Below are 15,416 nucleotides of genomic sequence, written 5' to 3' on the forward strand. Positions count from 1 at the left end.
GATACTCAAGATACTTCAAAAAGTATCTTGGGTATATTTCCTATTTCATCAATTGTATAAATTCATTAAATATTATTTCTATATCATGGGGTCCGGGACTGGCTTCCGGATGTCCTTGAAAACCCAAAGCTGGTTTTTCCTTATGTCTGATACCCTGCAGGGTATTATCAAATAAAGAGCGATGAGTAATCGCAAGACAGTCGGGCAAACTCTCTTCATCTACTGCAAAACCATGATTTTGACTGGTTATAAAAACACGCTTTTTCCCTTCAGTTTCAATTACAGGATGATTGGCGCCATGATGACCGAATTTCATTTTTTTGGTCACTCCACCGCAAGCTAAAGCTAAAATCTGAAAACCCAAACAAATACCAAATAGAGGAATATCATGTGCCAAAAACTCCTGGGTTGCACGAATAGCATAATCGCACGCCTGCGGATCTCCTGGGCCATTTGATAAAAATACCCCATTGGGATTCATCGCTAAAACTTCCGCAGCAGAGGTTTTTGCAGGAACTAAAGTTAAATGACATCCTTTATCATGCAATATACGCAGAATATTGTGCTTTACTCCAAAATCATAGGCAACGACATGAAATTGTTGCGGCTGGGAACCATTCCCCCATTCGCCTTGGCCATCATGCCAACGCTCTATGGTTTTTCTAGAAACTTCCAACGCCAAATCAACACCCTGCAACCCAGAAAAAGATCGTGCTTTTTCCAAAACCAGTTCTGGATTCTCTATATCAGTACTAATGCAAGCACCCAAAGCTCCATGCTCTCGTAAACGTAAGGTTAAATCCCGGGTATCAATTCCAGCAATAGCAACTACTCCATTTTTTTTGAGCCAATCTGGAAGAGAGTGTTCCGCACGATAATTACTATGGATTATTGAAGAGTTACGAAGCACCAAACCCGCAGCCCAAACTTTATTTGACTCCATATCTTCATGCGTACATCCAGTATTTCCTACATGTGCTGTAGTCAATGTAATGATTTGTCGTGTATAGGAGGGATCAGTGAGCATTTCCTGATAACCCGTTAAAGACGTATTAAAAACCAACTCGCCGACACAATCGCCTGTTGCTCCTACCGAAATACCCTCATAAACGGTACCATCGGCTAATACTAAAATTGCTGGTTGGTTCATCATGGATCTACTCTACTCGTCTGGTTATTCAATGTGTTTTTTTAGTGGCCTTAGTGAATCTGTAGCTTGGAATGAAGCGCAGCGAAACCCGGGGGGGAATATTCTGCTACACAAAACCCGGCTTCCGCCGCGCTTCGCCCAGGCTACAGCGACGATTATAAATCACTTGGCCGAAAAGCTCAAAAAATGCACATTTAGATAAATGTGAGCAATTGTAACTTACTTATTTCAAAATTTCATGTCTTCGAAGAATTTTTTCACACCTGCAAACCAGGAATTGGAGCGTGGAGAATGTTTTCCCTTAGAATTTTCCAATGACTCTTGAAATTTGGTTAATAATTCTTTTTGCTCTCGTGATAAATTTACAGGGGTTTCTATAACCACTTTACATAACAAATCCCCTTGGCCATGCCCACGTACGGATTTCATCCCTTTACCTCTTAAACGAAACACTTTACCGGTTTGCGTTTCTTCAGGGATCTTTAAAGTGACACGTCCTTCAAGGGTTGGCACTTCTATAGAACCGCCCATAGCTGCGGTGATAAAACTTATTGGCACTTCACAATGTAAGTCATTTTCATGACGTTCAAATATAGCATGTTTTTTTACGTTGATTTGTACATAAAGATCACCAGAGCCACCACTGTGCGTACCTGCTTCCCCTTCTCCGCTTAAACGAACCCGATCGCCGTTATCAACACCGGCAGGAATTTTAACGGTAAGTTTTTTACTTTCACGTACTCGTCCTTGACCATGGCAGTCTGGGCATGGATCAGAAATAGTTTTTCCTTCACCATGACAACTAGGACAAGTTTGCTGAATGGAAAAGAAACCTTGCTGAATTCTAACTTGTCCCATACCACTACAGGTTTCACAAGTTTTTGGTTGGGTTCCTTTTTTGGCACCACTACCACTACAGGTAGAACAAGTACCATGTCTGGGAACTGTAATTTGCACTTCTTTACCCTGTGCCGCTTCTTCAAGGGTTAATTGCACATTAAATTGTAAATCAGCACCGCGTTGGCCACGAGATTGTCGTCCTGCCCCTCGCCCACCCGAAAAGATATTTTCAAAAATGTCTTCAAATACGTCGCCAAAACCTCCGAAACCACCAAAACCTCCTTGTCCACCGCGCATGGAGGGATCAACACCTGCATGACCAAATTGATCATAAGCCGCACGTTTTTGCGGATCAGAAAGAATGCTGTAAGCGTATTGAATTTCTTTAAATTTTTCTTCTGCAGCAGAATCACCAGGATTACGATCAGGGTGATACTTCATTGCCAATCTGCGATATGCTTTTTTAATTTCAGCATCACTTGCAGTTCGACTGACTTCTAAAAGTTCATAATAATCCCGCTGTTCCATAACTACTCACAATATTAAAAATTAAAAATGGACAATGTGGTCTAGGTACAGCGAAGCGGAACCCGGGATTAAGAAGATTATTCATGCCTATCCCGGGTTCCGCTTCGCTGCACCCAGGCTACATTACACCTAGGGCTAAATCACGATATCACCAATTATTTTTTATCGTCTTTAACTTCCTCAAACTCAGCATCTACAACACCTTCATCAGCTTTAGCTGATTCTTGGGGTTGCGCTTGTTCTTGGTGTGCCTGTTCTTGTCCTGCTTGCCCTTCTGATGCTTTTTTAGCATAAACTCGCTCAGCCATTTTTGCAGAAGCCTCGCTTAGCACTTTTAATTTGTCTTCAATTTGTGCTTTATCACTACCCTGAATTGCCTCTTTTAATTCAGCAATAGCATTTTCAATCCCTTTTTTCTCCTCTTCGTTGAGTTCGCCTGCCAAATCTTTCATGGATTTTTCACAGCTATGAATCAAGCTGTCTGCCTGATTGCGTAGCTCTGCCATTTCCTTAAATTTCTTATCTTCATCAGCATGGGATTTAGCATCTTTGATCATTGCTTCCACCTCTTCATCACTCAAACCACTGGATGCTTTAATGACAATTGATTGAGCCTTACCTGTCGCTTTATCTTTAGCAGAAACATTAAGGATACCATTCGCATCAATATCAAAAGTTACCTCAATTTGTGGAACACCGCGTGGAGCAGGAGGAATATCATTCAAATCAAATCGACCTAACGATTTATTTGCAGAGGCCTGATCCCGTTCCCCTTGTAACACATGGACAGTCACTGCTGTTTGATTATCATCCGCAGTAGAAAACACCTGGGTCGCTTTTGTTGGGATTGTGGTATTTTTCTCGATGAGTTTTGTCATCACACCACCCATAGTTTCGATACCTAAAGACAAAGGAGTTACGTCAAGCAACAAAATATCCTTTACTTCACCAGATAATACTGCAGCTTGAATGGCAGCACCTACAGCAACTGCTTCATCAGGGTTAACATCTTTACGTGGCTCTTTACCAAAAAATTCTTCCACTGTTTTTTGGACTAAAGGCATACGGGTTTGACCACCCACCAAAATAACTTCATTAATTTGTGATACAGTCAATCCAGCATCTTTCAATGCGATTTTGCAAGGCTCTATTGTACGCTCAACCAATTTCTCCACCAAAGACTCCAGTTTAGAGCGAGTCAATTTGATATTTAAGTGTTTTGGTCCAGAAGCATCCGCTGTAATATAAGGTAAATTAACATCTGTTTGTTGTGCTGAAGAAAGTTCAATTTTTGCTTTTTCAGCAGCATCTTTCAGTCGTTGTAACGCCAATGGATCGTTGTGTAAATCAATACCAGTATCTTTTTTAAATTCAGAAGCCAGATATTCAATCAAAGCCAAGTCAAAGTCCTCACCACCCAGGAAGGTATCACCATTTGTTGCGAGTACTTCGAATTGATGTTCTCCATCAACTTCTGCAATTTCAATAATTGAGATATCAAAAGTACCACCACCAAGGTCATACACAGCAATGATTGAATCACCGCGTTTTTTGTCCATACCGTAGGCAAGAGCAGCAGCGGTAGGCTCATTGATGATACGTTTTACTTCAAGACCAGCAATACGGCCAGCATCTTTGGTTGCCTGACGTTGGGAGTCGTTGAAATAAGCAGGTACAGTAATCACCGCTTCTTTCACCTCTTCGCCGAGATAATCTTCTGCGGTTTTTTTCATTTTGCGCAGTACTTCAGCAGAAATTTGAGGCGGCGCTTTGTCTTGATCTTTCACACGAACCCAAGCATCACCATTATCCGCTTTAACAATCTTGTAAGGCACCATTTTGATGTCTTTTTGAACAATCGCATCATCAAAACGACGACCAATCAATCGTTTAATTGCAAATAAGGTATTATCCGGGTTAGTTACTGCCTGACGTTTTGCAGATTGTCCAACCAGTACTTCACCATCATCTGTAAAAGCGACGATGGAAGGCGTAGTGCGGTGGCCTTCACTGTTTTCAATAACCTTAGGTTTATCACCCTCCATCACAGCGACACATGAGTTGGTAGTACCTAAGTCGATTCCTATAATTTTAGCCATTATCTTCTTGCTCCAAAGTAGTAATTTCTAATGTGATGATTCTTATATGGGGTATAATTTGTCAATTTCAACCCACAAAGCTCACATTTTTATTTTTTTGATACGACAACACGGGCTGGCCTAATCACGCGATCACTCAGTTTGTATCCCTTTTGGAATACTGCTAATACTGTATTGGGTTCTGCATCGGGAGCATCTTGCATAGACATCGCTTCATGAAGTTGTGGATCAAAAGGTACACCAATCGGGTCAATTTGCTGAACCTCGAATTTTTTCAATACATCCATAAAAAGCTTCAGAGTTAATTCTAAACCTTCACGCATTGATGCATCCTCTGCTTTAACAACCAATTGCAAGGCCTGTTCTAAGCTATCGATTACCGGTAATAAATCGGTAATTAACTTCTCAATACCATACCGATGAGCATTAGCTACTTCACGCTCAGCACGACGACGCACATTATCCAATTCCGCTTGAGCACGGACTGCTTTCTCCCAATTTTCATGAGCTTGCTGTTCAGCAAGAGTGAGTTTTTCGCTCAATTCTATATAACTTGGATGATCTAAAGAAGGTTCCTGGTGTACTATCTCTTCAGGCTCCATAGTGTCTTCTTCAGGATGCTCAATTTCTTTGGATTCTTTAGATTCATGTTCTTCTTTAAATTGATGCCAATTTTTTTTATCTTGTTTTTTACTCATGTAATTACTCCTCTCCAACAGCTTAGCAATGTGAAAACCAGAGATGGGGGCACCTGAGAAGATTTCAAGGGTAATTAAATTTTTATTGCAGCAAATTAATATAAATCACGGCAATACAAACTAAAAAAAGTATTTTTCAAGCCCCTAATTTCATATGAGCGTTGTGCTCCATCTAAATCAAAGAACTCAGTCTTTTTCAATGCAAAACTCATAAGAAAACTATTTTCCACCGTGAGAAGGGAAACACTTATAGCTGACCTCAAGCACCTACAGCAGCAGACGCTGTCAGGTGCTTAGCTCATAATAATATTCTCTTTATGAGCATAAACCCTCCTTCCATTTGCCCTTCAAAGTCCACTAAAGTTTCTATATAGACGCATACAGATGGATAAAAGCTTTATCATTTATGGTCCAGTTCGCTTGCAGTATGTGTTCATTTATTCCATACTTAGACTCAAAAAAGTTACATGGGTTTTTTATGCAAAAATGGTCGCCTACGTCTTGGCTCCAATACTCGTATTTACAAGCTGCAACTTATGCTGATAACGAACAGTTAAATAAAATTGTAGAGCAACTGAGCCTTTTACCTCCACTAGTTACCAGTAGTGAAGTAAAAAATTTAAAAAAAGAAATTGCACGTGCTGGACGTGGAGAAGCTTTTATTCTTCAAGGTGGTGACTGTGCTGAGTCATTTAATGATTGTCGCTCAGAAATTATCAGTAATAAATTAAAAATCATTTTACAGATGAGTTTGATTTTATTGCATGGGTTACGAAAACCCATTATTCGTGTGGGGCGCATCGCCGGGCAATATGCAAAACCCCGTTCTTCGGATTATGAAACAATTGATGGTGTTACTTTACCCAGTTATCGGGGTGATCTGGTCAACTCTCCAGAATTTACCCAAGAAGCACGAGAACCCAATCCTAAATTATTGTTACAAGCCTACAACTGCTCAGCAATTACCTTAAATTTTATTCGTAGTTTGCTCGATAGTGGTTTTGCTAGCCTCAATCATCCCCAACAATGGGATTTAGGTTTTGTTGAACATTCAAAGCAAAAAGAAGAATACCAAACTCTAGTTAAATCAATTGCCGATGCGTTGGACTTTTTAGATACTATTGGTGGCATACAATCCAGTAATTTATCTAAGGTCGATTTTTATACTTCCCATGAAGCCCTGCATTTGCATTATGAGCAAGCATTGACGCGGCAGATGGAAGATGGTTTATGGTATAACCTTTCTACTCACCTTCCCTGGATTGGTATGCGCACTGCACAAATTGACAGCGCGCATTTGGAATTTTTACGTGGCGTAGAAAATCCTATTGGCATCAAAATCGGACCTGGAGCCACTCCCGAATGGTTGGAAGAAGTATTGAACAGAGCGAATCCTCAGCGCGAAGAAGGACGACTTTTATTGTTTACTCGCCTCGGAGCGCAACATATAGATAAACTACTTCCCCCTCTTATTGAAACAGTGAGAAAAACAAAAGTCCCAGTTACCTGGTCTTGTGATCCCATGCATGGTAATACAGAAACTACAGCGGATGGCATTAAAACACGTCATTTTGATAATATCCTTTTAGAGTTAAAACAAGCTTTGGAAATCCACCGCAATATGGGTAGTTATCTAGGTGGTGTTCATTTTGAACTTACTGGTGATAATGTTACTGAATGCATTGGCGGTGCTCGTGGGTTAGCGGCTGACGATCTGAAAAAAGCCTATCATAGTCTGGTTGATCCCCGACTCAATTATGAACAATCAATCGAAATGGCCATTCAATTGAGCAGGCAGTTTAGGAACGAATAAAACGCTTTATTTGCCATAAATGTTAGGGGCTGCGGATCCTGTTTCCTCCAAACTTTTCTTTATAAAACTCAGTAAAAGAGAGCTCAAGAAAGAAGCTCTCTTTTTCCTGAAGTGGAATATCAGAGCAAATATCCTCATAACGAGAAGACGATGCTTGCTTCAAAATGAACCAAATATCGACCCAAGAACGATAACGACACCGAGCGCAATAATTGCTCCAACGATTCCCACTACCATAATATCAAGATAACTTTCACGATGTGTTGATTGACATACTGCCAGAAGTGTCACAACAGCTCCATTATGAGGAAGGCTATCCAGTGTACCAGATGAAATAACAGCGATACGATGCAATAAGGCAGGATCAATTCCATATTTCTGTGCCAAGGCCAAATAAGTGCTGCCGAGAGAGTCAAGAGCGATAGAAAGTCCACCAGATGCCGAGCCTGTGACAGCAGCGAGAATATTGGTTGCGGTTGCAAGTGAAACCAATGGTCCACCGCTTATTCCCAAAACCCAATCACGCACAACAGCAAATGCAGGAAGTGATGCAATCACTGCACCAAAACCAACTAAACTTGCAACACTTAAAGCAGGTAAGACAGATGCATTTGCACCAGCATCGATTGTTTCTCGCAATTTGGGAAGTCGTTTGTAATTGATGATGAGCACAACAAAAATTGCTGCGACGAGCGCTGTAACAACAGACCATACACCAGCCACTGCAGAAAGAGAGGTTGCCCCCCACTTTTCCCTTGCTAGAAATGAAAAATCAAGACGAGGAAGGATTACAAGTACCATTAAGAAATTGACAGCAATCACTACGATAATCGGTAAAATGGCAGAAATAATTGTGGGCAAAGCCTTGCTATGACATCCATGGGTGATCTCTGCAATATCAAATTCATGAGCTGTGGTGGCTCGCTCACGAATAAGTTGATCATTCACAATAGTATTCACTTCAGCAGGCGCCCCTTCACCAAATTGTTCACTTTCGTATTTAGCAGCATCCGCAGTTCTTTTGAGCCACCACATCCCAAATACGAACATCACAGCTGAGGCAATGATTCCAAGGCCAGGAGCTGCGAATGGCGTTGTGCCTAAAAAAGGCATGGGAATAGCATTTTGTATTGAGGGGGTTCCTGGTAAAGATGACATCGTGAATGTAGAAGTGCCTAGCACAATTGCAGCTGGCATGAGCCTGCGTGGAATAGCTGCAGTTTGGAATAAAGTTTGGCTCATTGGTGCAAGCACGAAAAATGCAACAAACAAACTTACCCCACCATAAGTCACTAATGCTCCGGCTAATACAACTGCCAATATAGCATGTTTTGTCCCAAACCTCTGCGTCATAAAATCTGCAATCGCCGAAACAGAACCACTGTCATCCATCAATTTCCCGAACAGTGAGCCCAACAAAAATAATGGAAAGTATTGAGCAAGGAAATGAGCGGCGCCACTCATGAATATTTGTGTCCAGCTGGCAAGCAAGGGCTCACCAGCAAAAAACGTGGCGACTAATGCTGCAGCGGGTGCAAGAAGCAATATACTCCAGCTACGAAATGCTAAAACGATAAGGAATAATAGTCCAAGCAAAATCCCGAGGATTCCCACGAACTAAACTCCCTCAAGTAAGGCATCGAGGTCAAGTGATGAACGTCGGCCGAGGTTATGCGCGTGCTCCGTGAGAAACGTTTCAGCCGCCTGACGCCCTTTATCTCGAAGCATGAGCAGAAAGTCCCATTCAGCATTGAGCTTGGATGAAGAACCGAGTTCAAGCATGAGGTCACTACTTACTCGATGTATGCGCATGCCTGCCCATTTTGCCCCTTCAGAGTCATCTGGATAAGCCAATCGTCGTAATAAAGCAATCATACGAAGTTCTTTAAGTAACACTGCGTTGAACGAAACTTCATTCAGTCGATTGAGGATATCTTTTGCTGATTGAGGAAAATCTGGCCGCACTACAGGATTAATTTGTACTAAAATCGTATCTTGCGATTTACATTCACGTACAAGCGGTGTAATTGTGGGATTTCCTGAGTACCCGCCATCCCAGTAGTGTTCTCCATTGATTTCGACTGCCTTGAACAGAGTAGGTAAACATGCCGATGCAAGAAGTACCTCAGGTGTGATTTCGTTATTGCGAAATACTCTTCCTCTGCCGGTGCTAACGTTTGTCGCCGTAATGAATAATTTGATTGAACTTCGTGATAATCGTTTGAAATCTATGGTTTTTGCTAAAATATCGCGGAGCGGATTTATCCCTAATGGGTTAAGATCATATGGAGAAAACACGCGAGACAAGATGTCCATAGTGATGAAAAAAGGAGAATAATCAAGCGACCATTGGCCCAGAAGAATATCAAGGGGGCCGCGTTGTAAAAGGCTAAAACGTGCTGCATCAGAGACCTTCTTCCAGAACAATTCAAGTGAATTTTGTGCTCCCTGAGAACCACCTTTAGTATAACCATCAACAAGAACTACGGCATTCATAGCGCCGGCAGATGTGCCAGAAATACCATCAATTCGCAGCTTCTTTTCTTCTAATAAACGATCTAATACGCCCCATGTAAAAGCGCCATGAGCGCCACCACCTTGTAGTGCCAAATCAATAAGAATGTCATCAGCACTTTTTTGAGAGTTTTTCATAATGGAGGACATCCGTTTCATTTGATTATACGTAGAGAAAAATCCATCTTTTTATCTACAACGGGACAATTTATTTATCACCAACGTTACTTCGCAAAGCCAACCCCAATATTAAAAGTCATTGCTTGAAAATCATTATGGCATAAACTATTCCATTTAACATAGAGGTGGGAGCCAAAAAAATTCGGATCAAAATTTGGGTTTTACTGCATATCCAGTCTCATCAGGTAGTAATAAAAAAACTTAATAAGAGAATGACTTGTTTTATAGTAGTTACCAAATAAAAGGTATAAGCCGAGCAGTAACTTTTTTTTGATACTCCGTATATCCAGACAAATCCCGTGCGAGTATTTTCTCCTCATTCAGGATGCGAGCAACTAGAATTGATAAGAAGATGGGGGTCAAAAGCAGTGCCCACCACGATCCCAGCGCAAGTGGTGTGCCGATGAAAAGAATCATAGCGCCAAAGTACATCGGGTGACGGACGAATCCATATAAGCCAGTCGTAATCACTTTTTGTTCTTTCTCAACACTAATGTTGGCAGCAGCATAGGTATTTACTTTTGCGACAAGATAGAAAATATAGAATGAGAAAACAACGAGCGCGTCACCAATGATCGAAACGTACCATGGTACTGACGACCAGCCTAAGCGTACATCAAGCGGTGCCAAGACAATAAGCACAATACAGCTCACATAAAGACAAAAGATAATGATTTTCTGCGCAAGTTCCTTTTCATAAGATATGCCTACTTCGGTACGACGCTTAAGAAGAGCTGGATCATATTTTGCCAGGTACACACTGTATGCCGTAGAGGCAATAATAAACACCACCATATATATCCAACCTTGCCAGTAATCTAGGGTACCCGCAGAGAGAAAAAGGAGCGCCAGCATTACAAGCGTCCCTAAAATTGAAGATCGAATGAGTTGTTTATAGAGAGAATTCATATTATCCAACTATGAGATTTATTTCCCTTCATAGAAGCTATTCTTCAAATCCTGAATCGTTTCATCTTACTCTTTACGGCTATTTTAAACAACTCTGGGAATAGTGCTTACACATTTCTTGACCAGACTCATCGTGAGCAGCTATGATTTTTAGATAATTATTTTTCTATTTGTTATTTTATTGTACTATTTTTTAAGAATTACTTAAGATAATTTAGATATAATGATGATTTTTTAGTATTCTAAATTCGTTTCTTATGCTTAATTTGAATCTCCAAAATTTCTTCGAAATAACCTAACAGATTCTTGAACAATACTACCTACAACCTCTTGACGAACATCAAGAAAGAAAAATAAACACTAAAAATGTAATAGCCTGTACACAACATTTTTCTCTATGTACCGCGCATAAAACGCAGTACGTAGGCGAAAAAATTTGTGGAGGTTTCTATTAAAAAAACCGACGATACCTCAAGTATACAAATCCAGGCTCCAATTGGGATCATTTTTGATGATAATAAGGACTAAATTCATGAACAGCATCAATCATGGCAGCAACATGTTCTGGGGGGACGTCAGGAGTGATGCCGTGGCCGAGGTTGAAAACATGTCCTGAACCTGAGCCAAAGGATGCCAATACTTTTTTTACTTGTTCTCGAATACATTGCTTCGAGGTCAACAACACGGAAGGGTCAAGATTTCCCTGTAATGCAACTTGCTTACCCACTCTTTGCCGCGCTTCGCCCAAATCACATGTCCAATCAATTCCCAAAGCATCACAACCCGTGATCAGCATTTTTTCTAACCATTGACCACCACCTTTAGTAAACAAAATAACAGGTATGTTGGGATAATAAGCTTTAATTTGCTGTACAATCTTCTGCATATACTCTAGGGAAAATTTTTGATAATTTTCCGGTGTTAAAATCCCACCCCAGGTGTCAAAAAGCATCACTGAATTAACACCTGCCTTAATTTGCTCAATCAGGTAATTTGTTACTGATAGTGCCAATTGATGCAACAACATATGTGCCGCTTCACTTTCGGTATAGATCAAATGCAAAATACGCTTAAAGTCTCTAGTACTTTTACCTTCAACCATATAACACGCCAAAGTCCATGGACTGCCTGCAAAACCAATTAGAGGAAGCTCTTTTGGCATTTCTTGGCGAATGAGCCGCACTGCATTCATTACATAGGCTAAAGACTCCGTTTCAGGGAGTTGTAAGTTAGAAATCGCCTGCGTATCACGTATGGGGCGATGAAAACAAGGCCCCTCCCCTTCAGAAAAATATAAACCTAATCCCATCGCATCAGGAATTGTCAGAATATCGGAAAATAAAATCGCTGCATCCAAAGCGTAACGGCGCAAAGGCTGTAAAGTAACCTCGCAAGCAAGTTCAGGATTCTTGCAAAGGCTTAAAAAATCACCCGCCTGCTCTCTAGTCTTTCGATATTCAGGCAAATATCGTCCTGCTTGGCGCATCATCCATACTGGAGTTCGCTCCACAGGTTGTCGTCTTAAAGCACGAAGGAACAGAGATTGATCCAGATCATACATCATGTTATCCCAACATCATCAAAATGCCCTAATGCTAACATACTTACAGGAATATCCACTCTAAAATAATGCAAAAATTGACTCCGAAGCGAATTGAGATACATGATCTGCATCAATTAACAGGGAGACAGTATTCTATAACCCTATACATAAGAATAACTATTTCGCTAAAATCAGAAACTCATTTTTTGGCAGGTAGAAATAACATTGGATACTTTAATTATAAAAGCCCTTAATGTAAGTACTAAAATTGGCGTTTACGAATGGGAACAACGCATTAATCAACAATTATTAATTGATATTAGTATTGATACTGATTTCAGTATATGTCAGGAGAATTTGACTAAAACCATAGATTACGAAGCACTTTGTAACAGTGTGACTCTTTATGTTGAATCAAAATCATTTCAACTTATTGAAACAGTAGCCAATGAAGTTGCAGATTTAATCAAAAAACAATTTAAAATTCCTCAAGTTACTGTGGGAATTAGTAAACCTCATGCAATCAAAAATGCAGAAAACATTCAGGTAGTTGCTCGACGCTAAACACATCCTGGTTGCACTTCATTGCATCCAAACGGGGAGCCTATTTACATTTCGCTAGCTTGAGTCAAATGTAAATAGGCTCCAAGTTTATCCAGCACTGGTAACCATACCATTCAGATGTTCGTTTCTGGCCAAAACCATTTGAGCCTGTTGGGCAAGCGCTCGATTAGGATAAGGTCCTACGACTACCCTAAACCAATTACCTTTTGTAGCATGACTTACAGGAATGATATATACACTAAAACCTTTAAGTATCAATGTACCTTTCATCTGTTCAGCATCTTTGCGTGCTTTAAAAGAAGCTACTTGCACCAAAAACTTTCCTCTATCTGTTGAAGAAGCAGTTTTTGCTGCAAATGTTCTATTAATCACAGCAGGATGCTGTTGGGCATTAGAAGTATTTGTTCGTGCTGAGGTTGCTGCTGTAGTTGCTGCACTAGTGACATTGACAGATGTTGTCTTTAGCGTTGGGGTAGAAGCTGAAGCAGCTGCATTTGCAGCAGGTTGAGCTGATGGTGCAGAGTTCGCATTGGCTTGCGAACTAGGAACTTTTTCATTAGTCAGAAGAGTATAAAACTCAAATTTCGGTTTAGGCGGTATTACTGCGCGTTGTGACTCTGGTTTAGCCGGTTCTTTTTTTATTTCTTGATGAGCCAAAACCTGGGAATTTACCCAGTGGCTGACGGTCTCAATATCGAAAAAAGAAGCAGTCAAATAACCTAATAAAAAAGTAAACGTACTTACTAGAAGCTGATGAGGTGCACTACTTCGCGACCGCGAAGAACGCCTATTTCCATATTCTTTTGTCATTACATACTCTCAGGAGCTGATACACCCAATAAGTCCAAACCATTCTTTAATACCTGACGCACTGCCGCTAACAAGCAAAGGCGTGCGCATCGTAATTGCTCTTGCTCACACAAGAGCTGAACAGCATTATAATAACTATGTAAGCCATTGGCTACTTCACGTAAATAATATGCCACTTGATGAGGCTCACAATGAGCAGCCGCTAATTCCACAATTTCCGGGTATCTACTAATTAAAGAAATTAAATGAGTTTCATGTGGTTGATCTAACAAATCAATATTCTTAAGCCCAATTGCTTTATCCCAAAGCAAACCTCGCTCTTTTAATTGTCTTAATACAGAGCATATTCTGGCATGAGCATACTGAATATAATAGACCGGATTATCACTTGACTCTGATTTTGCCAAATCCAAATCAAAATCCATATGTTGTTCTGCCTTCCGTGCCACATAAAAGTAACGCGCTGCATCATTTCCTACTTCATGGCGCAACTCTCTTAAAGTAACAAAAGAACCACTACGGGTCGACATTTGAACCCGCTCAGAACCACGATATAAAATAGCAAATTGGACTAATAATACATCAAGCGCGCTTTCATCATGCCCCAAAGCTTTAACTACGGCACGCAACCGAGTGATATAACCATGATGATCCGCACCAAAAATATCAATTACCCGATCATATCCTCGATCATATTTATTCCAATGATAAGCAACATCTGAAGCAAAATAAGTAGTTTGACCATTAGCACGCACCAGTACTCGATCTTTTTCATCGCCAAAATCAGTTGCTTTAAACCAAAGCGCCCCTTCTTTTTCAAAAGTATGGCCACTATCTTTAAGCGCCTGAATACCTTTTTGAATCGAGCCATCTTCAAATAAAGATTGTTCAGAAAACCAGTTCTCGTAGGTCACACCGAACTCACCAAGATCATCTTTAATATCATCAAGAACAGTGTGTAACGCATGTTGATGGAACAAAGCAAAAACATTCGTACCCAAAAGTTGTTTTGCGCGAGAAACCAAAGCATCAATATAAATCTCTTTATCACCGCCATGAGGCTCATCAAGAGGCAAACCTTCCGTTACAGTAGCCCATGGATACACATATTCCTTACCATGCTCGGCCCAAAATTCCTGCGCTATTTCGGAAACATAATCACCTTTATACGCATTGGCAGGAATAACAACAGGTTCACCAGCAAGCTCCAGATAACGTAACCACACACTAGCCGCAAGAATGTTCATTTGTCTTCCTGCGTCGTTGACATAATATTCTAATGTCACATCATAACCTGCAGCCTTTAAGACATTTCCCAAAGTAGCACCAAAAGCAGCTCCTCTACCATGGCCTACATGCAAAGGCCCTGTTGGGTTAGCAGAAACAAATTCAATCAATACTTTTTGATTTTGGCCAATCGTGCTGCACCCAAATCCCTCTTCCTTATCCAGTATTTCACCTATAATTTGTGAGCGAGAACTGCTGCGTATGAAGAAATTAATAAACCCCGCCCCAGCAATTTCAACTTTTTCCACTGCAGGATCAACAGGGAGGGCATGAACTAAAAGTTCTGCTATTTTGCGCGGTGCTTGACGGCATGGTTTTGCTAAAATTAAGGCCAAATTACTGGCATAATCACCATGAGCAGCATCTTTTGTACGATCTACCTTAATCTCAAGATCCAAATCAGGGGGTACATCACCTGACTTTTGTAATGATATTAAAGCGTGTTTTAAAAGCTGCTCTACAGTTTGTTTCATGCGACTCG

At 40.7% G+C, this 15,416-nt stretch carries 12 protein-coding genes; 2 read left to right on the forward strand and 10 right to left on the reverse strand.

All coding sequences use genetic code 11. The annotated features are described in order from the left end of the window. Window positions 1–40 precede the first annotated feature (40 nt). The 4 genes from carA to grpE form a co-directional block, all read right to left on the reverse strand. The gene (carA, locus tag A8O27_RS04965; RefSeq protein WP_058460139.1) at window positions 41–1,153 is read right to left on the reverse strand and encodes a glutamine-hydrolyzing carbamoyl-phosphate synthase small subunit; all 1,113 of its coding nucleotides are present in this window, start codon (window positions 1,151–1,153) and stop codon (window positions 41–43) included. A 225-nt stretch (window positions 1,154–1,378) separates the two neighbouring features. Further along, window positions 1,379–2,518, reverse strand: coding sequence for a molecular chaperone DnaJ (gene dnaJ / locus A8O27_RS04970; protein ID WP_058460138.1), 1,140 nt, complete (start codon window positions 2,516–2,518; stop codon window positions 1,379–1,381). A 155-nt stretch (window positions 2,519–2,673) separates the two neighbouring features. Next, window positions 2,674–4,617, reverse strand: a complete 1,944-nt coding sequence (gene dnaK, locus A8O27_RS04975; protein ID WP_058460137.1) for a molecular chaperone DnaK — start codon at window positions 4,615–4,617, stop codon at window positions 2,674–2,676. Window positions 4,618–4,706: 89 nt separating this feature from the next. Further along, window positions 4,707–5,315, reverse strand: a complete 609-nt coding sequence (gene grpE, locus A8O27_RS04980; RefSeq protein ID WP_058460136.1) for a nucleotide exchange factor GrpE — start codon at window positions 5,313–5,315, stop codon at window positions 4,707–4,709. A 478-nt stretch (window positions 5,316–5,793) separates the two neighbouring features. Between grpE and A8O27_RS04985 the strand changes: the two genes are divergently transcribed. Then, window positions 5,794–7,128 (forward strand): 3-deoxy-7-phosphoheptulonate synthase class II, encoded by a 1,335-nt coding sequence (locus A8O27_RS04985; RefSeq protein WP_058460135.1) that lies wholly within the window; start codon window positions 5,794–5,796, stop codon window positions 7,126–7,128. A 159-nt stretch (window positions 7,129–7,287) separates the two neighbouring features. On the opposite strand, the gene A8O27_RS04990 is transcribed toward A8O27_RS04985, so the two are convergent. The 4 genes from A8O27_RS04990 to hemE form a co-directional block, all read right to left on the reverse strand. Then, window positions 7,288–8,742, reverse strand: coding sequence for a GntP family permease (locus A8O27_RS04990; protein WP_058460134.1), 1,455 nt, complete (start codon window positions 8,740–8,742; stop codon window positions 7,288–7,290). Between the two features lie 3 nt (window positions 8,743–8,745). Then, window positions 8,746–9,780, reverse strand: a complete 1,035-nt coding sequence (locus tag A8O27_RS04995; protein WP_082642481.1) for a patatin-like phospholipase family protein — start codon at window positions 9,778–9,780, stop codon at window positions 8,746–8,748. A 273-nt stretch (window positions 9,781–10,053) separates the two neighbouring features. Next, window positions 10,054–10,731, reverse strand: a complete 678-nt coding sequence (locus A8O27_RS05000; RefSeq protein ID WP_058460132.1) for a methyltransferase family protein — start codon at window positions 10,729–10,731, stop codon at window positions 10,054–10,056. Window positions 10,732–11,233: 502 nt separating this feature from the next. Next, window positions 11,234–12,292, reverse strand: coding sequence for a uroporphyrinogen decarboxylase (gene hemE / locus A8O27_RS05005; RefSeq protein WP_058460131.1), 1,059 nt, complete (start codon window positions 12,290–12,292; stop codon window positions 11,234–11,236). Window positions 12,293–12,499: 207 nt separating this feature from the next. Here hemE and folB point away from each other — a divergent pair, with 207 nt between their 5' ends. Further along, on the forward strand, window positions 12,500–12,838 hold the full coding sequence (folB, locus tag A8O27_RS05010) for a dihydroneopterin aldolase (protein WP_058460130.1): 339 nt from the start codon (window positions 12,500–12,502) through the stop codon (window positions 12,836–12,838). Between the two features lie 87 nt (window positions 12,839–12,925). On the opposite strand, the gene A8O27_RS05015 is transcribed toward folB, so the two are convergent. Next, complete coding sequence (locus tag A8O27_RS05015) at window positions 12,926–13,648, reverse strand: SPOR domain-containing protein (RefSeq protein ID WP_058460129.1); 723 nt, start codon at window positions 13,646–13,648, stop codon at window positions 12,926–12,928. After that, window positions 13,648–15,408: an arginine--tRNA ligase gene (argS, locus tag A8O27_RS05020; RefSeq protein ID WP_058460128.1), complete on the reverse strand. Its 1,761-nt coding sequence runs from the start codon at window positions 15,406–15,408 to the stop codon at window positions 13,648–13,650. Before argS ends, A8O27_RS05015 begins: the two co-directional genes overlap by 1 nt. Window positions 15,409–15,416: the final 8 nt, after the last annotated feature.

This window comes from Legionella bozemanae (assembly GCF_001648595.1).
GTDB classification, from domain to species: domain Bacteria; phylum Pseudomonadota; class Gammaproteobacteria; order Legionellales; family Legionellaceae; genus Legionella; species Legionella bozemanae.

Coding starts and splice junctions, on each gene's coding strand:
- argS (WP_058460128.1), bottom strand. CDS start 15,408: ATGAAACAAACTGTAGAGCAGCTTTTAAAACACGCTTTAATATCATTA.
- carA (WP_058460139.1), bottom strand. CDS start 1,153: ATGATGAACCAACCAGCAATTTTAGTATTAGCCGATGGTACCGTTTAT.
- dnaK (WP_058460137.1), bottom strand. CDS start 4,617: ATGGCTAAAATTATAGGAATCGACTTAGGTACTACCAACTCATGTGTC.
- A8O27_RS04995 (WP_082642481.1), bottom strand. CDS start 9,780: ATGAAAAACTCTCAAAAAAGTGCTGATGACATTCTTATTGATTTGGCA.
- A8O27_RS04985 (WP_058460135.1), top strand. CDS start 5,794: ATGCAAAAATGGTCGCCTACGTCTTGGCTCCAATACTCGTATTTACAA.
- A8O27_RS05000 (WP_058460132.1), bottom strand. CDS start 10,731: ATGAATTCTCTCTATAAACAACTCATTCGATCTTCAATTTTAGGGACG.
- A8O27_RS05015 (WP_058460129.1), bottom strand. CDS start 13,648: ATGACAAAAGAATATGGAAATAGGCGTTCTTCGCGGTCGCGAAGTAGT.
- dnaJ (WP_058460138.1), bottom strand. CDS start 2,518: ATGGAACAGCGGGATTATTATGAACTTTTAGAAGTCAGTCGAACTGCA.
- hemE (WP_058460131.1), bottom strand. CDS start 12,292: ATGTATGATCTGGATCAATCTCTGTTCCTTCGTGCTTTAAGACGACAA.
- grpE (WP_058460136.1), bottom strand. CDS start 5,315: ATGAGTAAAAAACAAGATAAAAAAAATTGGCATCAATTTAAAGAAGAA.